The following is a 22,000-nucleotide window of genomic DNA, read 5'->3' on the forward strand; positions in this document are numbered from 1 at the left end:
GGTTTCTCGGGGCCCGACCTGTGGACGCCCCGCGCCCGTGAGGGCAGACTCGTGCTCGACGAGGAGGAGCAGATGACACAGACCCCCGGCGGCATCGCCGTGATCGCCCCGTTCGTGATGGCCGACCGCGCACAGGACCTCATCGACTTCATCGTCCACGTGTTCGGCGCGCGCGATGTGCCCGAGGCTCGCACGATGGACGCCGACGGGCTGATCCTGCACTCCGAGCTCATCATCGGCGACTCGATGCTCACCGTGGCGGATCGCAAACCGCACTGGCCGTTCACCCCGGCATTTCTGCGGGTCTACGTGGACGACGCCGACGCCGTGCTCGCCCGCGCCGAGGAGCGCGGCGGCCGCATCGTGACCCGCCCGACCGACTTCTTCGGCGACGTGTTCTCGCGCTTCCAGGATCCGTGGGGGAACCTCTGGTGGGTGTACGTGCATCACCCGCAGGACGCCGACCAGGAGTGGAGCGCCGAGGGCGCGCATCCGTCCGGCGACGAGGGCGAGGGCGAGGGCGAGGGCGAGGGCGACTGGACCAGCTACACCACGCCGGAGCTGGAGTACATCAACTCCACACTCATGCAGGCGATGGACGGGCTGCGCGACCCGCGCGACGCGCGCTGACGAAGCCCGCGCCGTCACAGGACGGCACCGCGGGCACCGGGCTCACAGGAGCGCGCGGCCGCTCTCGCGATCGAGCAGCGCGCGCTTCACGTCGAGGCCCCATGCGAAGCCGCCGAGGGATCCGTCCGAGCGCAGCACCCGATGGCACGGCACGAACAGGGCCGGCGCGTTGCGCGCGCAGATCGAGGCCGCGGGGCGCACGGCGCCGGGGGCACCGAACCCGGCCGCGAACTCGGTGTAGGTCAGGGGCGCGCCGGGAGTGATCCGGCGCAGCGCCTGCCACCCGCGCTGCTGCATCTCGGTGCCCCGCTGGCGCACCGCGACGTCGTCGATGGCCGAGAGGTCGCCGCCGTAGAACGCCCGCACCGCCTCGGCGGCGTGCAGGTCGCCCTCGCGCACTTCGGCGGGGCGCAGGCTCGGATGGATCCGCCCGAGGGCGGTCTCCACGTCGCCCGTCCACCCGGAGGCGAGGACGGCTCCGTCGGCGTCGGCGACGATCGTGAACGGTCCGTCGGGCGTCTCGAGGGTCTGGACGATGCCGGTCATCGGTTCTCCTGCTCGGTGTCGGGGGCCGGGACGGCGTCGGTGCCGTCCTCGGAGGCGGGGTGAGGGGCGGGGACCGCGACCGCGGGGCCGGCGGCGAGCCGCCACAGGTGCATGGAGAGGTACGAGCGCCACGGCGCCGCCCGGGCCGCCCACGCGGCGAGCTCGCGGGCCTCGGAGGGGATGCCCGCGCGAGCCGCGCCCGTGCGCAGCGCCACGTCGCCGGTGAGGATCACATCCGGGTCGCCCGTCACGCGCATCCGCACGTAGTCGGCGGTCCACGGGCCGATGCCGGGCATGGCCAGCAGGGCGGCCCGCTGCGCGGCCGCGTCATCGCCGGACGTCAGCGTCAGCTCGCCCTCGGCGAGGGCGCGCGCCGCGTTCGTGATGGCGCGGATCCGCGCGGCGGGGCCGGTGAGGATCTCGGCCCCCCGCTCGGCGATCGCCGCCATGGTCGGGAACAGGATGCGCTGCTCGCCGGCGATGGTCACACGCTCCCCCAGCGCGTCGGTCAGTCGGGTCAGATGCGTCCGCGCGGCGGCGACCGAGATCTGCTGGCCCACCATGGCGCGGATCAGCAGCTCGTGCGGATCGGCGGTGCCGGGGAGGCGGATGCCGGGCTCGGCGCGCACATGCGCGGCGAGCTCGGGGTGCCGCGAGAGCGCCTCGTCGATCGCGAGCGGATCGGCGTCCAGGTCGAACAGCCGCCGCGCGCGCGCCACCAGCGTCGACAGGTCGGCCAGGCTCTCGAGCTTCGCCTCGAGGTGCAGCCGCCCCTCCCGGTGCGAGAGCCGGAACCACGCGGGGCCATACGGCAGCCGCAGGGTGCGTGCGAACGACGTCGCATCGCCCTCCTCGACGCCGGCGAGGGCGCGCACGCCCATCCAGGCGAACAGGCCCGCGGGATCGAACGGCTCGCGATAGGGCAGCACCAGGTCGATCCCGGTCGGGTCGGCCGGCACGCCCCTGCGGCGCGAACGCAGCTCGGACGGCGTCATCTCGTACACCTCGCGCACCGTCTCGTTGAACTGGCGCACGCTGGAGAACCCCGCCGAGAACGCCACGTCGGCCACGGGCAGGTCCGTGCCGATCAGGAGCAGCCGCGCCGTGTGGGCCCGGTGCGCCCTGGCCAGGGCGAGGGGCCCCGCGCCGAGCTCGGCCGCCAGCAGCCGGGTGAGATGCCGGCTCGAGTAGCCCAGCCGCGCCGCCAGGCCCGCGACACCCTCCCGCTCGACGACGCCGTCGGCGATCAGCCGCATCGCGCGCCCGGCGACGTCGCCGCGCAGGTTCCAGTCGGGCGATCCGGGCGCCGCCTCGGGCAGGCACCGCTTGCACGCGCGGTACCCGGCCTCGTGCGCCGCGGCGCTGGTGGCGAAGAAGGTGACGTTCGCCTCCTTCGGCGTCTTCGCGGGGCACGACGGCCGACAGTAGATCCCGGTCGACCTCACCGCGGTCACGAACTGCCCGTCGAATCGCACGTCGCGCGACGAGATCGCGCGATACCGCTCGTCGAAGGTCATGTTCGGGCTCATGCCTCCAGCGTCGCACGCCCCGCCGACACCGGCTGGCGGTTTTCGGACACGGCTGTGGGGTGCGGCTCGCACCCCGGCCACGGGTCTAAGCCGTACGACGCTTGGCCGTTTCGACTCGCTTCGCTCGCTCAACGACCGGGTGATGGGGGCCACCTCCCCCTCGCTCGTTGAGCGAGCGCGCCAGCGCGAGTCGAAACGCGCCCAGCCCGCCACCGGTCTGCGCCGCACGAGGCTCGTCCGTTTCGACTCGCTGCGCTCGCTCAACGACCGGGTGGGTAGGTGGGCGGGCGGGTGGGGGGGTCAGCGGGGGATGAGGATCGCGAAGCCTCCCGGGGGGAGCAGTGTCTGGGTGCGGAGGAGGGTGCCCGAGGCGTCGTAGATCGCGACATCCGAGCCGCGGTCTGCACGCAGCCGCTGGGGCGTGGTCGCCGTCGAGTGCCGCAGCTCCATCGAGCCGTCCTCACCGGCGAGGGCGAGGCGCGACACCAGGGGGCGCACAAGCAGCGTGTCGAGGGTGAGGGTGCCCGAGGTCACGTCCACCCGCACGTCGTCGTGGCGGGCCGGCGAGCGCAGCTGCCAGGGCAGCAGCACCCCCGGGGTGGGCGAGATGCCCTGCTCGGGCCCGGTCACGCGGAGGGTGCCCAGCGAGCGCCAGCGCGACGTCGACGTCTGGCCCGGATCGGTCCAGACCACCGGGTCGACCCAGCGCGGCTGGTCGTGCTCGCCGAGGTCGAGCACGGCGTGCTGCCCCGCGGTCAGCGTCAGCGCGCCACCCGACCAGCTCGACTCCCCTGTCCACGACTCCGGGGTCGTCACCGTGCCGTCCGTGTCGACGGCGGATTCCGCCTCGACGACGCGCAGGCCGTCCTGCTCGGTGACGGCGGTCAGCGACGACGCCTGCTCAGCGAGATCCGGCCGCTCATCGAGGGCGAGCATGGTCAGCAGGCCGTGGATCGTGCTCTCGGCACCGCTGTTGCGGTTGACCGTGCCGTCCGGCTGCAGCCCGTCGTAGACGACGCCCGTGGCGGGGTCGTACATGCGCTCTCCGGCGTGGTTCGCGCCGAAGAACCAGGCGGCCTGCATCGCGGCGAGCGCGGCGAAGCCGGACGAACCGGTCGCCTCCGTCACGGCCAGCAGCGACTGCACCCGCGAGTCGACGCCGTAGGCGATCTGCACGCGGTCCGTGGGGCTGGGGAGCCAGCCGTTGTCGGGGCCGCCCGCGGTCATCAGGATCGGCGTGAAGACCGCCGCGTCGCGGATCGCCGGCTCGGCGAGCGACGGATCCCCGAGCGCCACCGAGGCCGCGGCGAGCGCCGCCGGCATCTGCGAGCCCCACGCGTGCCACATGCTGCGCGACTCGGCCCAGGGCAGGATCGCCCCGTACGGCCAGGTCTGCGCGTCGCCGTCGCTCATGGCCGCGATGCCCTCGGCCAGCTTGCGCAGGGCATCAGCCGCCGCGGTGTCGTCGGGGCGGGCCTGCACCCGGGCCGCCAGCCCGAGCGCCGCCTCCGCCGAAGCGTCCGCCCCGTTCACGATCAGCCACGCGGGGACCCGCTTGCCGTCGCTCTCGAGCCACTCGCCGTAGCGCGACAGCGTCTGCCGCTCGAGGGCGCCGAGCGAGAGGGCGAGCCTGTCCTCGAGGAAGCCGGCGAAGCCCGGATCCGCCTCCGCGAACGCGGCGTATCCCTCACCCAGGGCCCAGATCGTGCGCGCGAGCCAGTAGCTCGGCCCGGAGTCGGACGGATCCGGCAGCTCGACCGGCTCGGCCGACGGGTTGAGCGTGCCGTCGGGCTGCATCCACAGCACGACGTTGCCCGCGTTGTCGCCCTCGGTCGTCTGCAGGTAGGCGATGGTGCGCAGCAGCTCGTAGGCCGTGGCGCGGCTGTCGTCGCTGCCCGTCTGCTGCCAGTGCCGGAGGTAGACGACGGCGGCGCGGGCGATGTCGTCGGCGTTGAAGGCGCCCTGCCCCCAGTCGCCGGTCGCGGGGTCGAAGGCACCGCCGCCGACCCGCTCGAACGTGCCGCCGTCGCGCGCGTCCGCGTAGGTCCACGGCATCGTCAGGGTGGGCTCCTCGTCGAGCCGGTAGGTGGTGTGCCCCTCGACGCCGGACGGCGGGGTGACCTCGTCGAGCAGGAAGTCGAGGTGGGCGAGGTTCGTCAGGGGCGCGGGCTCGGCCGCAGCCACCGCCGTGGGCGCCGCGAGACCGAGGCCGAGCACAAGCGCGGCCGCCGTGGCGAGCGCTCCTGCCCGCCGACGTGCGTGGGGGAACATGTCCAGGTCCTTCTCTCCGGAAGCGGATCAGTCGGTGCGCTCGAGAAGAGCGACGCCGATCTTCGAGTCGGCCATGCCGTAGAACACGAACAGCCGTCCGTCGATCTCCTCGATCGCGGTGGGGAAGACGACGTTGGGCACGATCCCGCTGCGCTCCTCGTCGGTCTCGGGAGCCAGCAGCGGCTCCGGGGTGCGATCCAGCACACGCGATGGATCCCGCGCGTCCAGCAGCAGGGCACCGGCGGCGTAGTTGACGTTCTGCTGCTGTGCGAAGGCGCCGGCGAGCTCGCCCGTCACCCCGTGATGCAGCACGAGCCAGCCCTCGGGGACACGAAGCGGGGGCGGTCCGCCGCCGATCTTCAGCTCCTCGAAGGGGTGCTCCGGTCCGGCGACGAACCGGTGCTGATCCCACAGGGCCAGGTTCCGGATGTCGGCGCGCACCGCAGCGAGCGGCACGTAGCTGATCCAGATCGACTGCCGCTCGTCGGTGATGCCCGCGGGCAGGCGCACCCCCTGCCCGGCCTTCGTCTCGTCGAGGTCCCACATGGGCCGGTGCAGCACCGCGAGCGCCTCGGTGCCGTCCGGGGCGGTCACCGGCTCGGGGAAGAACACGGTGTCCTTGTTGTGGAAGAGGTTGAGGTCCATGTCGAGCGCGTCGTCGTACCGGAACAGCGCGGGCCCGAGCCGGCGCCACTCGCGCAGGTCCTCGGAGACGGCCAGCGCGGTCCGCGGCCCGAGCGGCCCGTACGCGACGTACGTCATCACGTGCAGGCCGAGCGCATCGATCCGGGTGACGCGGGGGTCCTCGACGCCCGCGTTGCCCACACCCCGCTCCCACCCGCGGTCGGGTTCGAGCACCACGCCCTCGCGCTCGACGCCGACGGGGATGCCGTCCTCGATGACGACCCGCGCCAGGCCCACGCGCGAGACGTTGCCCTCGGCGACGAGCCGCGGCAGCAGGTGCAGCACGCCGTCCGGGCCGCGACCCGATCCGGGGTTGAGCACCCCCTCGGCCTCGAGGGGATCGCCCTCCGCGGGCGTCATCACGACGCCGAGGCGCCGCAGTCGATACGGGATCATGCTCATCCTTTCACTCCGGATCCGAGGTCGTTCGATGTGAAGTAGCGCTGGAACACGACGAACAGCGTCACGGCGGGCACCGCCAGCACCACCGCGCCGGCCATCATCGCGCCGAACGGATTGGACGTCGACGCGGCGATGTTCGAGATGAAGTTCGCCAGCGACACGGCCAGGGGCTGCATCGACGCCTGCTTGGTGATCAGGAACGGCCAGAGGAACTCGTTCCACGGGCCGATGAACGTCAGCAGCACGGCGGTCAGCAGCGCGGGCCGCACCAGCGGCAGAGCGACGCTCCACAGCAGGCGCATCTCCCCCGCCCCGTCGATCCGCGCGGCCGAGAACAGATCGGGCGGCAGCTGCAGGAAGTACTGCCGGAAGATCACCACCGCGGTCGAGTTGATGAAGAACGGCAGGATCATGCCGAGGTAGCTGTCCGAGAGCCCGTAGTCGCGCGCGATCATCACGTAGAGCGGGATCATCAGCAGCTGGAACGGGATCACCTGCACCAGCAGCGCCAGGGCGAACACGGCCCCGCGGCCGCGCCAGCGCAGCACCGCAAGGGCGTAGCCCGCCAGCACCCCGAACACGACCGTGCCGAGGATCACCCCGCCCGTGAAGATCCCCGAGTTGATGAGGCCCTGCACGAGGTCGATCCGCCCGTCGATGGCGACGTAGTTGTCGAGCGTGAGGTTGCCGGGCTCGGGGAACGCGCCGCGGATCGAGGTGTCGACGTCGGTCTGCAGCGACCCGATCACCATGTACCAGAACGGGAAGAGGAACGCGACGGCGCCGAGCGACAGCACGACGTAGAGCGCGGCCTTCCCGGCGAGTGCTCGCCTCATGACTCCTCACCTCCGACGAAGCGGCGCTGGACGGCCGCGATGATCAGCACAAGCGCCATCAGGATCACGCCGATCGCCGCGGCGACGTCGGGGTTCCCCTGCTCGATGCCGCGCTGGTAGATCAGCAGGACGGGCGAGGTGGATGCGCCGTTGGGCCCGCCGCCGCCGGTCAGCAGGTACGGCTCGGTGAAGAGGTTCGCGCCGGTGATCGTGGCCAGCAGCACCACGAGCAGGGTGGCGGGCCGGACCCCGGGCACGGTGACCGAGAAGAACTGCCGCATCCGCCCTCCCCCGTCGACCGAGACCGATTCGTACAGCTCCTTCGGCACGTTCTGCAGCGCGGCGAGGTAGAGCAGGATGTAGAACCCGAGGCCCTTCCAGGTCACGAACAGCGCGATCACCGGCATGGCGAGCGCGCCGTTCACCAGCCACGACGGATCCGGCGCGAGCGGCCCGAGCACGTTGTTGACGAGCCCTCCCCGCGAGAAGAGGAAGAGCCAGACCGCCACGACCGCGACCGAGGCCGTCACGTACGGCACGTAGTAGCTGACGCGGAAGAACGTGCGGGCGTGCACCACCCGATCCAGGGCCGTCGCCAGCACGATCGACAGCACCACGGTCAGCGGCACGTTGATCACGAGGAACACGCCCACGTTGCGGAACGACTCCCAGACGTCCGGATCCGACAGCACCGTCGCGTAGTTGTCGAGCCCCACGAAGGGGCGGTCGACGACGGCTCCCGGGGCCGCGAAGAAGTAGTCCTGGAAGGACATCCAGATCGCGAACAGGATCGGCCAGGCGAACACCAGCAGGACGAACGCGACGTACGGCGCCGCGAACAGCACCCCGTGCGGGTGCTCGCCCAGCAGTCTCGTCCGGGTCGTCATGCGTCAGCCCGCCGCGAGCTCGTCGATCTGGCCTGCCGTGTCGCTGAGGAACGTGTCGACCTCGGTCTCGCCGAAGATGACCGCCTCGGAGTAGCCGTCGCGGAACGCCTGCCAGATCTCGATCGAGTTCTGGACGTTCGGCACCTCGACGGTGCGCCCGGCCTGGTCGCCGAACTGCTGGTACGCGGGGTTCGCCTCGAAGTAGTCGGGGAACGCGTCGGTCAGGTTCTGCCGCATCGGCATCTGCCCGGTCGTCTCGAGCCACAGGCCGTCCTGCTCCTCGCTGGTGGCGAACTTCAGCACGTCCCACGCGGTGGCCTTGTTGTCGCAGGCGGTGAACAGGCCCACGTTCTTGGCGTCGCTGAAGGTCCACGTCTCCTCGGGAGCGGTGCCCTCGGAGGTCGGGACGGGCACGGCGCCCCAGTCGACGTCCTCGCCGTAGACCGACACGGCCCACGGCCCGACGATCGACATGGCGGCGTGGCCGTCGGCGAACGCGTCGCCCTGGTACTGCTCCTGACCTGCGAGCTGCTCGTCGTACAGCGTCCGCCAGAACTCGGCGACCGCGCGGCCGTCGTCGCTGTCGAACGTCGCCTTGCCGTCCTCGACGAGCTGCGTCCCGCCGGTCTGGGCGGCGTACAGCGGGTAGAAGTCGAACCACGACTGGAAGAACTCGCTCGTCGGCGCGGGGTTGATCGCGTACGGTGCGACATCGGCCTTCTTGAGGGCCCTCGCCGTCTCGAGGAACTCGTCGTACGTCGACAGCTTCGGGTTCTCCGGATCCAGCCCGGCCTGCTCGAAGAGGGCCTTGCTGTAGAAGATCATCACGGGGTTCGACTTCCACGGCATCTGGTAGAAGCCGCCGTCCTCGGATCGGTACTGGTCGGCCAGCTCCCCGCTGCGTTCGGTGATGTAGTCCTCCCCGTCCTCGAACTCGGACAGGTTGACCAGGCCGCCCTGCTTCTCGAACTGCGGAACGGCGGCGGGCGACGTGTTGAACACCAGGCAGGGCGCGTTGCCGGCCGTGATGGCGGCGCCGATGACCTCTTCGCTCGAGGCGCCCGCGGGGATCTCCTGCGCCTCGACCTGCTCGTCGGGATGATCCGCGTTCCAGGCCTCGACCATCTGCTTGCCCCAGGCGATCTCGGCCTCGTTGTTCGAGTACCAGATGGTGATGTCGCCGCGCGCCTCGAGGTCGCCGCCGCCGCCACCGCCTCCTCCGCCCCCGCCTCCGCTGCAGGCGGTGAGGGTCAGTGCGCCGGCGGCCGCCGCGGCGGCGAGGATGATGCGTCGTTGCATGATTCCTGCTCCTTGCTGTGGGCGGCCTCAGCCGCGTGGGGGTGTGGAGGGTGCGGGCCCCGTGGACTCGCGGACGATGAGGGTGGGCGCGGAGAGCTCGACGTGCGCCGCGGGGGCGCCCCCGAGGGCGGCCAGCAGCGCGCGCGCCGCCGCCGATCCCCATGCGCGCGCGTCGGTCGCGACCGACGTGAGCGAGGGGTGGATGACACGACCGAGCTCGGTGTCGTCGAACCCGGTGATCGACAGGTCGTCGGGCACGCGGAGCCCCAGGCGCTGTGCGACGCCGAGGCCCGCGAGGGCCATGTGGTCGTTCGAGTACACGATCGCGGTCGGCCGATCGGCGCCCGACAGCAGAGCGCGCGTGGCCTCGGCGCCCTGAGCGGCGCTGAAGTCGGTCTCGACCACAAGAGGCTCGAGCCCGGCGTCCGCGGTCGCTGAGGCGAAGGCATCCGCCCGCCGCTGGCCGTGCAGCATGTCGGCGGGCCCCGCCACGTGGGCGATGCGCCGGTGCCCGAGGCTCGCGAGGTGCGCCACGAGGCCGCGGATGCCCGCGCCGTCGTCGACGGTGACCGAGGGGAACGGGCTCGCGACATCCGGTCGCCCGAGCGTGACGGCCCGCAGGCCGAGCCGTTCGACGAGCGCGATCCGCTCGTCGCCGGCGCGCAGGTCCGTGATCACCACGCCGTCGACCCGGCGGTCGTCGGCGAGCCCGCGGTAGGTCTCGGCCTCCTCGCGGCCCGGGGTGGCGACGGCGAGCACCAGCACCTGGCCCGACGCGGCGAACACGTCCTCGAGGCCGGCGATGAGCGAGTGGAAGAAGGGGTCGGCGGCGATGACGTCGGCGCTGCGCCCGATCACAAGGCCGCAGGCGAAGGATCGACCCGTGCTGAGCGAGCGGGCCCGGAGACTCGGGGTCCAGCCGAGGTCGCTGGCCGCCTCGAGGATGCGCCGACGGCTGTCGCTGGAGACACCCGGCCGGTCGTTGAGCGCGTAGGAGACGAGGCCCTTGCTCACGCCCGCGTGACGCGCCACATCGGCGATCGTCGGGCGGCGCACGGTCATCGGGAGGCTCCTCGTCTTGAACCGGTTCAGACACAGGCTGAACCGGTTCGAACGCGCGCCCCAGGGGCTTGCCCCGGCCGCGAAGGGGGCGTATAAGCCCTCCTACCGCGTTCTGCGGCCTGCACGCCGACGGAGATCTGCGCCGATCCGGATCCGTCCGGGCCCCCGATCCGTCACGGTGCGGATCTCCGCCACGGTGGAGGCCGCCGCCGCCCGGGAGACGCGAAACGGCCCGGATGCATCGCACCCGGGCCGCTTCGACGAGCCGCGGCTCAGTGGAAGAAGTGACGCTCTCCGGTGAAGAACATCGCGACGCCGCGCTCGCGGGCGAGCGCAATGGTCTCCTCGTCGCGGACGGATCCGCCCGGCTGGATGATGACCTTGATCCCGGCGTTCATCAGCACCTCGGGGCCGTCCGAGAACGGGAAGAAGGCGTCAGACGCGGCGATCGTGCCCGCGGCGCGGTCGCCGGCGCGCTCGACCGCGAGGCGGCACGAGTCGACGCGGTTGACCTGGCCCATGCCGACGCCCACGGTCGCGCCGTTCTTGGCGAGGACGATGGCGTTCGACTTCACCGCGCGGCACGACTTCCAGGCGAAGACGAGATCCTGCACCGAGATGTCGGCGGGCACCTCACCCGCCACGAGCTGCCAGTCCTGGGCGACCGACTCGAAGTCGTCCTCGGGGAAGCGGTCGGCGTCCTGCAGCAGCAGGCCGCCCGAGACGAGGCGCACGTCCATGCGCTCCTGGCGCCAGTCCTCCGGCAGCTTCAGCAGGCGCAGGTTCTTCTTGGACTTGAAGACCTCCAGCGCCGCCAGCTCGAAGTCGGGCGCCACGATGACCTCGGTGAAGATGTCGCGCAGGTTCTCGGCCATCTTCAGCGTGACGGGGCGGTTGGCGGCGATCACACCGCCGAAGGCCGACACCGGGTCGCACTCGTGCGCGCGCAGGTGGGCCGAGGCGATCGGGTCGAGCGCGTTGGGCGCGGCGACCGCGATGCCGCACGGGTTGGCGTGCTTGATGATGGCCACGGCCGGCAGCACCATGTCGTACGCCGCGCGCAGGGCGGCATCGGCGTCGACGTAGTTGTTGTACGACATCTCCTTGCCCTGCAGCTGCGTGGCCTGGGCGATGCCGTGACCGCCCACCCGCGAGTACAGCGCGGCGCGCTGGTGCGAGTTCTCGCCGTAGCGCAGGTCGGCGAGCTTCTCGGCCTGGATCGTCAGGTGGTCGGGCAGGTTCTCCTCGCCCTGGATCGTCTCCTCGGCGAACCACTGGGCGACCGCGGTGTCGTAGGCGGCCGTGTGGGCGAACGCGCGAGCGGCGAGCTCGCGGCGCTGCGACAGCGTGGTGCCGCCGTTGGCGAGGGCGTCGATGACGGCCGGGTACGACTCGGGCGCGACGACGATCGCGACGTTGGCGTGGTTCTTCGCCGACGCGCGCACCATGGCGGGGCCGCCGATGTCGATCTGCTCGACGACGTCATCGCCCTGGGCACCGGAGGTCACGGTCTCGACGAACGGGTAGAGGTTCACCACCACGAGCTCGAACGGCGCGATGCCGAGCTCGCCCAGCGCGTTCTCGTGGCTCTCGAGGCGCAGGTCGGCCAGCAGGCCGCCGTGCACGTTCGGGTGCAGCGTCTTCACGCGGCCGTCGAGCATCTCCGGGAAGCCGGTGACCGAGGCGACGTCGGTGACCTGATGTCCCGCCTCGCGGATGGTGGCGGCGGTCGACCCGGTCGAGACGATCTCGACGCCGGCGGCGGAGAGCGCCTCGGCGAGCTTGAGCAGGTCGGTCTTGTCGCTCACCGACACGAGGGCGCGCCGGATCGGCACCACATCGCGGTCGCGGTAGAGCGAGGGGTCGTGGCGAGGGCCGGCCATGGGGTGCTCCTTCGAGTGAGGCGGGTATCCGGATCGGAAGGATCGGATCGGTGGGGTCAGGGGATGGCGGGCGCGTCGAGGCGCAGCTCGCCGGTGGCGATGCGACGGACGACGTCGATGAGCAGGCGCCGCTCGACGGGCTTGATGCGCTCGTGCAGCGTGTCCTCGGTGTCGCCGGGCAGGACGGGGATGCGCTCCTGCGCCAGGATCGGGCCGGTGTCGACGCCGTCGTCGACGACGATCACGCTGGCGCCGGTCTGGTCGACGCCCGCGGCGAGCGCGTCGCGGACGCCGTGGGCGCCGGGGAACTCGGGCAGGTACGCCGGGTGGGTGTTGATGATCTGCGGTGCGAAGCGCGCGACGACTCCGCGCGGCAGCAGCCGCATGAGCCCGCTGAGCACAACGAGGTCGGGGGCGGCCGCCGCGAGCTCGCGCTCGAGCGCCTCGCCCCACTCGTCGCGCGACGCGAAGTCGGCGAACGGCACGGTGAAGGACGGGATGCCGAACTCGTCGGCGTGCGCGAGCCCGGCGGCGGCGCGATCGGCGCCGACGGCCACGATTCGCGCCGGATACGAGGGGTCGCTCGCCGCCTCGAGGAGGGCCCGGAGATTGGAACCAGTGCCCGAGATGAGGACGGCGACCTTCAGCACTCGCTCAGTCTACCGACGCCGACGTCGCCCGCTCAGCCGCCCGATCCGGCCCCGCGGCGCGGTCGTCGCCCTCGTGGTCATCGTCGCGGTCGTCGTCGCCGCGGACGAAGTCGGCGAGCCCGCGCTCATACGAACGCGGGGCGAGGAGCAGGATCCCGGCGCCCACGAGCACCTCGATCCCGACGGCGAGCGCCACCGCTCCCGGGTCCGGTCCGACGACCGCGAGGCGCCCCGGGCCGAGCGACCCGGACGTCAGCACCGCGAGCAGCGCGGCGCCCGCGCCGGCGACGGCGGCGATGCCGACGGCGAGCATCACGCGGGGGGCGGTCGGCTCATGATCCGACCCCTCGGCCTGCGCCTCGGCGCGGAAGGCGATCCGGATCCCCCAGCCCGCGACCGCACCGGCCAGGATCGGGGCGAGCACGGCGAGCAGCAGCAGCGGCGACCCGTTCTCGGGGATGAGCCCGAACACGGGGACCCCCGGCAGCACCCCGAGCTGCGTGCCCGCCGGGGTGACGCCCGTGCCGGCACCGAGGGCGAAGCCGGGACCGGCGATCCAGGCCACCGCCCAGCCGATGAGGGTGGGCAGGTATGCGAACTGCGCGAGCGTGAGCAGCACGGCGCCGATGAGGTCGGTCTGCGTCGACTCGTAGAGCGCGATGATGCTGCCGCCGCGGAGCGGCACCGCGACGGCGATGGTCGCGGCGGCGAAGGCGACGATCCCCGCCAGCGCCATGCCGCCGCCCCGCACCATCAGCGCGGGGAACTCGCGCCAGCCCGGACGGAAGCGATCGGCGATGTCGTGGATCCGGTCGACGATGCCGTCATCACCCTCCGTCCACGCCCCGGTCACGGCCCCGATCAGCATCGGGACGCCGTACACGAGCGTGGGGAACAGGATCGCCTGCCACGGCGCGACGGCGGCCACGGGGTTGCCGCTGGTGAGCTGGGCGATGAGGGCCATCACCGCCGCGGTGGCGGTGCCCGCCGCAACGCCCGTGAACCAGCGCCCCGAGTGGAGCGCGCGCCGGCCGGAGCGCGCCGCGAACAGCGCGATCAGCACCGCGAAGGCGAGGGGGGCGAGCGAGAGGCTGAAGGACGCCGCCTCCTCGGGGAGGCCCATCTCGACGAGGAAGTCGTCGCCGAGCGTCAGCGTGAGCGGGACGAGGTTGCCGAGCTGCCAGATGCGGATCGTCGCGGGCCACAGCGCCGACCAGTCGGCGAGGCCGCCGAAGGCGAACACCCACATCAGCATCAGCGGGACGAGCGCGGCCGCCCATCCGACCACACCGGCGACGGCGGCATCGAGGGCGGCGAGCAGGGCGACGACGAGGCGATGCATAACGCCCCCGACTCTACGTGCGGCCGTCGCGACTTCCCCGGCGGCTCACCGCGTCATCGCGTCAGGCGGTGGGCTCCAGCACGAACACGGCGATCCGGCGGTCGGTCTTGGCCTGGTAGTCGTTGTACGCGGGCCACACGGCGGTCGCGCGCGCCCACCACTCGTTGTACTCGGCGCCCTCGAGCTCGCGCGCGGTGTAGTCGCGCTTGTCGGCGCCGTCCTGCAGCTCGACGTGCGGGTTCTTCAGGATGTTCCAGTACCACTGCGGTGCGTCCGGCGCCCCGCCCTTCGAGGCGACGACGGCGTAGTGGCCGTTGTGCTCGACGCGCATCAGCGCGGTCTTGCGCAGGCCGCCGGTCTTCGCGCCGACCGTGGTCAGCACGATCACGGGCTTGCCCTGCAGCTCACCGCCCTCGGCGCCGTTGGTGGCTTCGTACGTCTCGGCCTGCGTGCGCGCCCACTCCGAGACGGACGGCAGGTACTCCCCATTCAGCGGCATGGCCCCAGAGTAGAGCCGATCCGGGTGCCCGGGGCGGCTTTCGCCGGAACCTCTCTGGCCGTACGGTGGGCCGCATGGCCGGCACCTACAAGAGCACCCCGATCCGTCAGCGGATCGATCGGATCATGGCGGCGCTCGGCCGGCGCGGGCTCGCCCCCTCGGGCATCTCGTCGCTCACGGTCACCGGCCGTCGCTCGGGCGAACCGCGCACGGTGCCGGTGACGCCGATCACCGTCGCGGGGCGCCGGTACCTCGTGGCCCCCTACGGCGCGACGGGCTGGGTCGTGAACCTGCGGGCAGCCGGAGAGGCGACTCTCGAGCGCGGGGCGCGACGCGAGCGGATCCGGGTGGAGGAGATCACCTCCCCCGTCGCGGCCGCGCCGGTGCTCAAGCAGTACGTGCAGCGCATTCCGATCGTGCGCCCGCACGTCGCCGCGGCGCCGGATGCCGATCTCGCCGCCTTCGAGGCGATCGCCCCGCAGCATCCCGTCTTCGCGATCCTGCCGTCCTGAGCCGCGCGGCCCCGCCCGAGCGGCGCGCATCCAGCGGGAAATAAGGCTCGCGGGGCGCCCGCGCGATAGGTTCACGGGCGGAGGTGCACCCGACTCATGAGCACAACTGCCCCCGCAACCGAACCCCAGGGCGCAATCGACCGTTTCTTCTCCGTGACCGCGCGCGGCTCGACCATCGGCACCGAGGTGCGCGGCGGGATCGTGACGTTCGTCACGATGGCGTACATCGTCATCCTGAACCCGATCATCCTCACGGGCTCGCCGGACGTCGACGGCAACACCCTGGCGTTCCCGGCCGTGGGGGCCGCGACGGCCCTGTCGGCGGGCGTGATGACGATCCTGTTCGGCCTCGTGACGCGTCTGCCGTTCGCGTTCGCCGCGGGCCTCGGCATCAACGCCTTCCTGGCGTTCTCGGTCGTCGGCGACGTCACCTGGCGCGAGGCGATGGCCCTGGTCATCATCAACGGTCTGATCATCGTGCTGCTGGCCGCGACCGGCCTGCGGAAGATGATCTTCGACGCGGTGCCCATGCAGCTGAAGCTGGCGATCACGGTCGGCATCGGCCTGTTCATCGCCTTCATCGGCTTCGTCGACGCCGGCTTCGTCACCTCGACCGGCACGGCCTCGCCGCCGGTGGGCCTCGGCATCGGCGGGTCCGTCACGACGGTTCCCACGCTGCTGTTCGTCGTCACCCTGGTGATCACGGGTGTGCTCGTCGCCCTGCGCGTCAAGGGCGGCATCCTGATCGGTCTCGTCAGCGGCACCGTGCTCGCCGTGATCGCCGAGGCGATCTGGCACTTCGGGCCCGCGGCCGACGGCAAGGGCGGCTGGAGCCTCACCGTGCCGGCGCTCACCGGCTCGCCGTTCTCCATCCCCGACCTGAGCCTCATCGGCGCCGTCGACTTCGGCTTCGACCTCGGCAAGGTCTCCAGCGTCACCCTCATCATGATCGTGTTCACGCTGGTGTTCTCGAACTTCTTCGACGCCATGGGCACGATGACCGGCCTTGCCAAGGAGGCCGGCCTGTCGGACGAGAACGGCGACTTCCCGCGCATCAAGTCGGCCCTGATCGTCGAGGGCGTCGGAGCCGTCGTCGGCGGCGCGACCTCGTCGTCGTCGCACACCGTGTTCATCGAGTCGGGATCCGGCATCGGCGAGGGCGCTCGCACGGGTCTTGCCAACGTGGTGACCGGCGTGATGTTCCTGCTGGCGATGTTCCTCACCCCGCTCACCTCGATCGTGCCGACGGAGATCGCCGCCGCCGCGCTCGTCATCGTGGGCGCGATGATGATGTCGCAGATCGCGCACATCGACCTCACCGACTTCCGCGTGCTGCTGCCGGTGTTCCTGACGGTCACCGTGATGCCGCTGACCTACTCGATCGCCAACGGCATCGGCGCGGGCTTCGTGGCCTGGGTGCTCATCCAGTCGCTGTCGGGGCGCGCGCGCCGCGTCAGCCCGCTGCTGTGGATCGTGGCGGCCGGCTTCCTGATCTTCTTCGCCCGCGGCCCGATCGAGGCCCTGCTGGGCGCCTGATCCCGGATCGCCCGCGCCGGGTACGACGAAGGCCCCGTCCGTTCGGACGGGGCCTTCGTCGTACGCAGCGGCTGCTTACAGGCCGGCGATGATCTCGCGCATCAGCGAGGCGGTCTCGGACGGCGTCTTGCCGACCTTGACGCCGGCGGCTTCGAGGGCCTCCTTCTTCGCCTGGGCGGTGCCGGCCGAGCCGGACACGATCGCGCCCGCGTGACCCATCGTCTTGCCCTCGGGGGCCGTGAAGCCCGCGACGTAGCCGACGACCGGCTTGGTGACGTTGGCCTTGATGAAGTCGGCCGCGCGCTCCTCGGCGTCGCCGCCGATCTCGCCGATCATGACGATGGCCTTGGTCTCGGGGTCGGCCTCGAACGCGGCGAGCGCGTCGATGTGCGTCGTGCCGATGACCGGGTCGCCGCCGATGCCGATGGCGGTCGAGAAGCCCAGGTCGCGCAGCTCGAACATCATCTGGTAGGTCAGTGTGCCCGACTTCGACACGAGGCCGATCGGTCCCTTGCCCGTGATGTTCGCGGGCGTGATGCCCACGAGGGCCTCGCCCGGCGTGATGATGCCGGGGCAGTTCGGGCCGATGATGCGGGTCTTGTTGCCCTTCGACTTCGCGTAGGCCCACGCCTCGGCGGTGTCGCCGACGGGCACGCCCTCGGTGATCACAACGAGCAGCGGGATCTCGCTGTCGATGGCCTCGACCATCGCGTCCTTCGTGAAGGCCGGGGGCACGAACGCGATCGACACGTCGGCGCCGGTGGCCGCGATGGCCTCCTCGACCGAGGCGAAGACGGGCAGCTCGACGGCGTTGCCGTCCTTGTCCGTGTGCGAGACCGTGGTGCCGGCCTTGCGGGCGTTCACGCCGCCGACGACGTTGGTGCCGGCCTTGAGCATCAGGGCGGTGTGCTTGGTGCCCTCGCCGCCCGTGATGCCCTGGACGATGACCTTGGAGTCCTTGTTGAGGTAGATCGACATCTGTCTAGTCCTTATCCGATCCGGGGCTCAGGCGTTGGCCAGCTGGGCGGCCTTGTCGGCGCCCTCGTCCATGCCGGCGGCGAGGGTGACGAGCGGGTGGTTGGCGGCGGCGAGGATCGCGCGACCCTCCTCGACCTGGTTGCCGTCGAGGCGCACGACGAGCGGCTTGGTGGCCGTGTCGCCGAGGATCTCGAGGGCCTTGACGATGCCCTCGGCCACGGCGACGCACGAGGTGATGCCGCCGAAGACGTTGACGAAGACCGACTTGACCTGCTCGTCGCCGAGGATCACATCGAGGCCGTTGGCCATGACGGTGGCGTTCGCGCCGCCGCCGATGTCGAGGAAGTTTGCGGGCTTCACGCCGCCGTGGTTCTCGCCGGCGTACGCGACGACGTCGAGCGTCGACATCACGAGGCCCGCGCCGTTGCCGATGATGCCGACCTGGCCGTCGAGCTTGACGTAGTTGAGGCCGTTGGCCTTCGCCTTCGCCTCGAGCGGGTCCGCGGCGTCCTTGTCCTCGAGCTCCTCGTGCTCGGGGTGGCGCACCTCGCTGGCGTTGTCGTCGAGCGACACCTTGCCATCGAGGGCGACGATCTCGCCGGCGCCCGTGAGGACGAGCGGGTTGACCTCGACGAGGGTCGCGCCCTCGGTCTTGTAGACGTCGTAGAGCTTGACGAATACGGCCGCCACCTTGGGGGCGAGCTCCTCGTCCCAGCCGCCGGCGCGGGCGATCTCGAGGGCCTTGGCCTCGTCGATGCCCTGCAGCGGGTCGACCTCGATGCGCGCGAGCGCCTCGGGCTTCTCGACGGCGAGCTGCTCGATCTCCATGCCGCCCTCGACCGAGGCGAGCGACAGGTACGAGCGGTTGGCGCGGTCCAGCAGCACCGAGAAGTAGAACTCGCGGGCGATGTCGGCGCCCTGGGCGACCATCACGCGCTTGACGACGTGGCCCTTGATGTCGAGACCGAGGATCGCCTTCGCGGCCTCGTACGCCTCGTCGGGGGTCTTCGCGACCTTGACGCCGCCGGCCTTGCCACGACCACCGGTCTTGACCTGAGCCTTGACGACCACGACGCCGCCGATCTTCTCGGCAGCTGCCTTCACCTCCTCCGGGGTGTCGGCGACGATACCGGCGAGCACCGGCACCTCGTACTTCTCAAAAAGGTCTCGAGCCTGGTACTCGTACAGGTCCACGTTGCATTCCTTCGGTGGGGCCACGGGAGGAGACTGAATGTCTCGACGTCAAGATATTTGACGAGTCCCCAGCCTACTACCGCCGTCGGGCGACACCCATTCCGGATCCTCGCAGGGAGCGCTCCCACGGGCTCCCCGCAGACGCGAAACGCGGCCCCGGATGATCCGGGACCGCGTTCGGGAAGAGTGTGGTGTCAGCGCGACTTCTGCGTGCTGCCGAAGTGCATGGGCAGCGCCATGGCGAGGCACACGGCGATGATGCCGGCCGCGAAGACGACGCCCTGCAGCATCTCGATGTTGAACGCGAGCCCGAACAGCGCGAAGCCGCCGAGGAACAGGATCAGCGAGATGATGAACATAAGAGGACCTCCGTGAAGGCGTCGGGAACCCGTCCAGTCTAGGGCCTGCGGAATCCTCCAAACGACTCCCCGTGTCCGGGAGTGCTGGCCTAGCGTGGCGGCATGGCACCGGAGCTGTTCCCCGGAGAGAAGGTCCTCTCCTACGACGTCACGTCCCCCCTCGACACCGACTACTACGCGGTCTTCGCCGATGTGGACGGGGCCGATCGCGACCAGTGGGCCCGTGCCCGCGAGGTCGGCGAGGCCCTCGCGCCGCGTATGGCCGAGGCGTGGGACAGGGCCGAGTACCCGCTCGAGGCGCTGTCCGCGCTGGGCGGCGCCGACCTGTTCGTCGACGGCATCGAGCACCCCGCGCTCACCGCGATGTCGCCGCTGGCCGCGGGCCTCGTGAACATGGAGGTCTCGCGCGCCGACGGTTCGCTCGGCACGGTCATCGCGGTGCAGGGCGGCCTCGCCCTGCGCACGCTCGCGCTGTTCGGCTCCGACGCCCAGCAGGCCGCCTGGCTGCGGCCGCTCGCGACCGGCGAGGTCCTCGGGGCGTTCGCCCTGACCGAGCCCGACCACGGGTCCGACTCGACGTCGCTCGAGACGTCCGCACGCGTCGATCCCGAGACCGGCGAATGGATCCTGCGCGGCGCGAAGAAGTGGATCGGCAACGGGGCATCGGGCGGCATCACCTTCGTGTGGGCGCGCGTCGCCCACGCCGGCGACCCCGACGACGGGCGGGTGCGGTGCTTCCTCGTCCCGCAGGGGACCCCGGGCTACACCGGCACGGTCATCACCGGGAAGCTGTCGCTGCGCGGCATCCACCAGGCGCACATCACCCTCGACGACGTGCGGCTGCCCGAGGACGCGGTCCTGCCGGGCACGCACTCGTTCGCGGACACCTCGACCGTGCTGTTCGCCACGCGCTCGGGCGTGGCGTGGTCGGCGCTCGGCCATGCCACCGCCTGCTACGAGGCGGCACTGGCGTACTCGACGCAGCGGACCCAGTTCGGAAAGCCGCTGGCGAAGTTCCAGATGGTGCAGGAGCGCCTGACGCAGATGCTGTCGCAGCTCACGGCGATGCAGCTGTACTGCCGCCGCCTCGCCGACCTCGAGGCGTCGGGCACCCTCCGCCCGACACAGGCGTCGCTCGCGAAGTTCCACAACACCCGCACCGCCCGCGACATCGCCCGCACCGCCCGCGACCTGCTCGGCGGCAACGGCATCCTGCTCGAGAACCGGGTGATGCAGCACCTCGCCGACATCGAGGCCATCCACACCTACGAGGGCACCGAGTCGGTCCAGGCGCTCATCATCGGCCGCGACATCACGGGCGTCGGGGCCTTCGTCTGACCCGCTCCCTCGGTGAGCGAGCATCGCCCGCTCACCGGACGGAGGGTGGTGACAGACTGATCCCATGACTCGGGCAACCGTCGTTGGAAGCGGGCCGAACGGCCTCGCGGCCGCAGTCGCGCTGGCCCGTGCGGGGTATGCCGTCACGGTGCTGGAGGCGGCGAGCACGGTCGGCGGTGGCACCCGGACGGCCGAGCTGACGCTGCCGGGGTTCCGGCACGACATCTGCTCCGCCGTGCATCCCGCCGCGATCACGTCTCCCTTCTTCCGCGCCTTCGGGATCGACGAGAAGATCGGCTGGATCACGCCCGACGCGTCGTTCGCTCAGCCGCTCGACGGCGGGCGCGCCGCGGTCGCCTGGCGCGATCTCGACCGCACGGTCTCCGACCTCGGCCCCGACGGGCGCGCATGGCGGGCGCTCGCGCGACCGCTCGCGCGCCACATCGAGGGCGTCCTCGACTTCACCGGCAACCAGCTGCTGCGCGTGCCGCACGACCCCCTCACCACGATCCGGTACGGGCTGCGGGTGCTCGAGGCGGGCTCGGCGCTCGGCGGCCGCACGTTCCGCACCGAGGAGGGCGCGGCGCTGCTGAGCGGTGTGCTCGCCCACGCGAACACCTCGCTCCCGTCGCTCGCGGGCGCGGCCTCGGGTGTGCTGCTCGCGGCCCTCGCGCACACCGACGAGGGGTGGGCGTACCCGATCGGCGGCGCCCAGGCGATCCCGGACGCCCTCGCCGACGACCTCCGCGCGCACGGCGGCCTCATCGAGACGGATCGCCACATCACCGACCTCACGCGGCTCGACTGGGGCGACCCGGACGCCGGCGACATCCTGCTGCTGGCGGGCTCGCCGCGCCTGCTGCTCTCGCACCCCGGGCTCCCCGGGAAGTACGCGAGGGCGATCCGCGGCTACCGATACGGCGCCGCCGCGGCCAAGGTCGACTTCGCGCTCGACGGCCCCGTCCCGTGGACGAACCCGGACGTGCACCACGCCCCCACCGTCCACGTGGGCGGCACCCGCGCCGAGGTGATGGCGAGCGAGAACGCCGTGGCCCGCGGCCGCGTCAGCGACAGCCCCTATGTGCTGACCGTGCAGCCGTCGATCCTGGATCCCTCGCGCGCCCCCGCAGGCAAGGCGGTGCTCTGGGCGTACATGCACGTGCCGAACGGATCCACCCTCGACCCCACCGAGCACATCACGCGGCAGATCGAGCGGTTCGCCCCCGGCTTCCGCGATCGGATCCTCGCCTCGCACGCCGTTCCCGCCGCCTCGCGAGAGGCGCTGAACCCCGCCGAGATCGGCGGCGACATCCTCGGCGGCGCGTTCACCATGGCGCAGGCGCTGCGCCGCCCCGTGCTGTCGACCGCGCCGTGGCGCACCCCGCTGCCGGGCGTCTACCTCGCCTCGGCGTCGACCCCTCCGGGGCCCGGCGTCAACGGCATGGCCGGCTGGCACGCGGCGCGCACCGCGCTCGCCGACGCCGGCGAGCGCGCCACGCTGGCCGACCTGTTCTGAGCGCTCTCGCGGCGCACGGGGGCCGTGCGGCCCTGGCCTCGCGCCAC

The 22,000-nt window shown here is 71.8% G+C and carries 20 protein-coding genes; 5 read left to right on the forward strand and 15 right to left on the reverse strand.

Annotation, left to right across the window (positions count from 1 at the left end):
- Positions 1–72: 72 nt before the first annotated feature.
- Positions 73–630 (forward strand): VOC family protein, encoded by a 558-nt coding sequence (locus ACOKGD_RS12550; protein WP_342337553.1) that lies wholly within the window; start codon positions 73–75, stop codon positions 628–630.
- 42 nt (positions 631–672) lie between these two features.
- Here the strand turns inward: ACOKGD_RS12550 and ACOKGD_RS12555 are convergent, their stop codons facing one another.
- From ACOKGD_RS12555 to ACOKGD_RS12610, 12 genes are all read right to left on the reverse strand, one after another.
- Complete coding sequence (locus tag ACOKGD_RS12555; protein WP_342337554.1) at positions 673–1,176, reverse strand: methylated-DNA--[protein]-cysteine S-methyltransferase; 504 nt, start codon at positions 1,174–1,176, stop codon at positions 673–675.
- Positions 1,173–2,705, reverse strand: coding sequence for an AlkA N-terminal domain-containing protein (locus ACOKGD_RS12560; RefSeq protein WP_342337555.1), 1,533 nt, complete (start codon positions 2,703–2,705; stop codon positions 1,173–1,175). Before ACOKGD_RS12560 ends, ACOKGD_RS12555 begins: the two co-directional genes overlap by 4 nt.
- Positions 2,706–3,005: 300 nt before the next feature.
- Positions 3,006–4,976: a hypothetical protein gene (locus tag ACOKGD_RS12565; RefSeq protein ID WP_342337556.1), complete on the reverse strand. Its 1,971-nt coding sequence runs from the start codon at positions 4,974–4,976 to the stop codon at positions 3,006–3,008.
- 27 nt (positions 4,977–5,003) lie between these two features.
- Entirely contained in the window at positions 5,004–6,062 is a 1,059-nt protein-coding gene (locus ACOKGD_RS12570) for a glycoside hydrolase family 130 protein (RefSeq protein WP_342337557.1), read from the reverse strand.
- Positions 6,059–6,898: a carbohydrate ABC transporter permease gene (locus tag ACOKGD_RS12575; RefSeq protein ID WP_342337558.1), complete on the reverse strand. Its 840-nt coding sequence runs from the start codon at positions 6,896–6,898 to the stop codon at positions 6,059–6,061. The genes ACOKGD_RS12570 and ACOKGD_RS12575 overlap by 4 nt, the downstream gene beginning before the upstream one ends.
- Complete coding sequence (locus ACOKGD_RS12580; protein WP_342337559.1) at positions 6,895–7,785, reverse strand: carbohydrate ABC transporter permease; 891 nt, start codon at positions 7,783–7,785, stop codon at positions 6,895–6,897. Before ACOKGD_RS12580 ends, ACOKGD_RS12575 begins: the two co-directional genes overlap by 4 nt.
- A gap of 3 nt (positions 7,786–7,788) precedes the next feature.
- Entirely contained in the window at positions 7,789–9,084 is a 1,296-nt protein-coding gene (locus ACOKGD_RS12585; protein WP_342337560.1) for an extracellular solute-binding protein, read from the reverse strand.
- Positions 9,085–9,111: 27 nt separating this feature from the next.
- Positions 9,112–10,146 (reverse strand): LacI family DNA-binding transcriptional regulator, encoded by a 1,035-nt coding sequence (locus ACOKGD_RS12590; protein ID WP_342337561.1) that lies wholly within the window; start codon positions 10,144–10,146, stop codon positions 9,112–9,114.
- A 272-nt stretch (positions 10,147–10,418) separates the two neighbouring features.
- Positions 10,419–12,029, reverse strand: coding sequence for a bifunctional phosphoribosylaminoimidazolecarboxamide formyltransferase/IMP cyclohydrolase (gene purH, locus ACOKGD_RS12595; protein ID WP_342337562.1), 1,611 nt, complete (start codon positions 12,027–12,029; stop codon positions 10,419–10,421).
- Positions 12,030–12,085: 56 nt separating this feature from the next.
- Positions 12,086–12,679: a phosphoribosylglycinamide formyltransferase gene (gene purN / locus ACOKGD_RS12600; RefSeq protein WP_342337563.1), complete on the reverse strand. Its 594-nt coding sequence runs from the start codon at positions 12,677–12,679 to the stop codon at positions 12,086–12,088.
- 4 nt (positions 12,680–12,683) lie between these two features.
- Complete coding sequence (locus tag ACOKGD_RS12605; protein ID WP_342337564.1) at positions 12,684–14,021, reverse strand: cell division protein PerM; 1,338 nt, start codon at positions 14,019–14,021, stop codon at positions 12,684–12,686.
- A gap of 61 nt (positions 14,022–14,082) precedes the next feature.
- On the reverse strand, positions 14,083–14,520 hold the full coding sequence (locus ACOKGD_RS12610; protein WP_342337565.1) for a nitroreductase family deazaflavin-dependent oxidoreductase: 438 nt from the start codon (positions 14,518–14,520) through the stop codon (positions 14,083–14,085).
- A 74-nt stretch (positions 14,521–14,594) separates the two neighbouring features.
- Between ACOKGD_RS12610 and ACOKGD_RS12615 the strand changes: the two genes are divergently transcribed.
- Together ACOKGD_RS12615 and ACOKGD_RS12620 are read left to right on the forward strand one after the other, a co-directional pair.
- Complete coding sequence (locus tag ACOKGD_RS12615; RefSeq protein WP_342337567.1) at positions 14,595–15,032, forward strand: nitroreductase family deazaflavin-dependent oxidoreductase; 438 nt, start codon at positions 14,595–14,597, stop codon at positions 15,030–15,032.
- 96 nt (positions 15,033–15,128) lie between these two features.
- The gene (locus ACOKGD_RS12620; protein ID WP_342337568.1) at positions 15,129–16,568 is read left to right on the forward strand and encodes an NCS2 family permease; all 1,440 of its coding nucleotides are present in this window, start codon (positions 15,129–15,131) and stop codon (positions 16,566–16,568) included.
- Between the two features lie 75 nt (positions 16,569–16,643).
- Here ACOKGD_RS12620 and sucD read toward each other — a convergent pair whose 3' ends face one another.
- The 3 genes from sucD to ACOKGD_RS12635 form a co-directional block, all read right to left on the reverse strand.
- On the reverse strand, positions 16,644–17,546 hold the full coding sequence (gene sucD, locus ACOKGD_RS12625; protein ID WP_342337569.1) for a succinate--CoA ligase subunit alpha: 903 nt from the start codon (positions 17,544–17,546) through the stop codon (positions 16,644–16,646).
- Between the two features lie 27 nt (positions 17,547–17,573).
- Complete coding sequence (gene sucC, locus ACOKGD_RS12630; RefSeq protein WP_342337570.1) at positions 17,574–18,740, reverse strand: ADP-forming succinate--CoA ligase subunit beta; 1,167 nt, start codon at positions 18,738–18,740, stop codon at positions 17,574–17,576.
- Positions 18,741–18,934: 194 nt separating this feature from the next.
- Complete coding sequence (locus ACOKGD_RS12635; protein WP_342337571.1) at positions 18,935–19,099, reverse strand: hypothetical protein; 165 nt, start codon at positions 19,097–19,099, stop codon at positions 18,935–18,937.
- A gap of 102 nt (positions 19,100–19,201) precedes the next feature.
- Here ACOKGD_RS12635 and ACOKGD_RS12640 point away from each other — a divergent pair, with 102 nt between their 5' ends.
- Positions 19,202–20,437: an acyl-CoA dehydrogenase family protein gene (locus ACOKGD_RS12640; RefSeq protein WP_342337572.1), complete on the forward strand. Its 1,236-nt coding sequence runs from the start codon at positions 19,202–19,204 to the stop codon at positions 20,435–20,437.
- A gap of 64 nt (positions 20,438–20,501) precedes the next feature.
- Positions 20,502–21,953, forward strand: a complete 1,452-nt coding sequence (locus ACOKGD_RS12645; protein ID WP_342337573.1) for a phytoene desaturase family protein — start codon at positions 20,502–20,504, stop codon at positions 21,951–21,953.
- Positions 21,954–22,000 lie beyond the last annotated feature (47 nt).

Origin of the sequence: Microbacterium phosphatis (assembly GCF_049177115.1) — a bacterium.
Taxonomy (GTDB): Bacteria; Actinomycetota; Actinomycetes; order Actinomycetales; family Microbacteriaceae; genus Microbacterium; species Microbacterium phosphatis.

Bases quoted from the DNA above. Each gene is read 5' to 3' on its own strand.
- ACOKGD_RS12550 (WP_342337553.1), top strand. From the start codon at position 73: ATGACACAGACCCCCGGCGGCATCGCCGTGATCGCCCCGTTCGTGATG.
- ACOKGD_RS12555 (WP_342337554.1), bottom strand. From the start codon at position 1,176: ATGACCGGCATCGTCCAGACCCTCGAGACGCCCGACGGACCGTTCACG.
- ACOKGD_RS12560 (WP_342337555.1), bottom strand. From the start codon at position 2,705: ATGAGCCCGAACATGACCTTCGACGAGCGGTATCGCGCGATCTCGTCG.
- ACOKGD_RS12565 (WP_342337556.1), bottom strand. From the start codon at position 4,976: ATGTTCCCCCACGCACGTCGGCGGGCAGGAGCGCTCGCCACGGCGGCC.
- ACOKGD_RS12570 (WP_342337557.1), bottom strand. From the start codon at position 6,062: ATGAGCATGATCCCGTATCGACTGCGGCGCCTCGGCGTCGTGATGACG.
- ACOKGD_RS12575 (WP_342337558.1), bottom strand. From the start codon at position 6,898: ATGAGGCGAGCACTCGCCGGGAAGGCCGCGCTCTACGTCGTGCTGTCG.
- ACOKGD_RS12580 (WP_342337559.1), bottom strand. From the start codon at position 7,785: ATGACGACCCGGACGAGACTGCTGGGCGAGCACCCGCACGGGGTGCTG.
- ACOKGD_RS12585 (WP_342337560.1), bottom strand. From the start codon at position 9,084: ATGCAACGACGCATCATCCTCGCCGCCGCGGCGGCCGCCGGCGCACTG.
- ACOKGD_RS12590 (WP_342337561.1), bottom strand. From the start codon at position 10,146: ATGACCGTGCGCCGCCCGACGATCGCCGATGTGGCGCGTCACGCGGGC.
- purH (WP_342337562.1), bottom strand. From the start codon at position 12,029: ATGGCCGGCCCTCGCCACGACCCCTCGCTCTACCGCGACCGCGATGTG.
- ACOKGD_RS12605 (WP_342337564.1), bottom strand. From the start codon at position 14,021: ATGCATCGCCTCGTCGTCGCCCTGCTCGCCGCCCTCGATGCCGCCGTC.
- ACOKGD_RS12610 (WP_342337565.1), bottom strand. From the start codon at position 14,520: ATGCCGCTGAATGGGGAGTACCTGCCGTCCGTCTCGGAGTGGGCGCGC.
- ACOKGD_RS12615 (WP_342337567.1), top strand. From the start codon at position 14,595: ATGGCCGGCACCTACAAGAGCACCCCGATCCGTCAGCGGATCGATCGG.
- ACOKGD_RS12620 (WP_342337568.1), top strand. From the start codon at position 15,129: ATGAGCACAACTGCCCCCGCAACCGAACCCCAGGGCGCAATCGACCGT.
- sucD (WP_342337569.1), bottom strand. From the start codon at position 17,546: ATGTCGATCTACCTCAACAAGGACTCCAAGGTCATCGTCCAGGGCATC.
- ACOKGD_RS12635 (WP_342337571.1), bottom strand. From the start codon at position 19,099: ATGTTCATCATCTCGCTGATCCTGTTCCTCGGCGGCTTCGCGCTGTTC.
- ACOKGD_RS12640 (WP_342337572.1), top strand. From the start codon at position 19,202: ATGGCACCGGAGCTGTTCCCCGGAGAGAAGGTCCTCTCCTACGACGTC.
- ACOKGD_RS12645 (WP_342337573.1), top strand. From the start codon at position 20,502: ATGACTCGGGCAACCGTCGTTGGAAGCGGGCCGAACGGCCTCGCGGCC.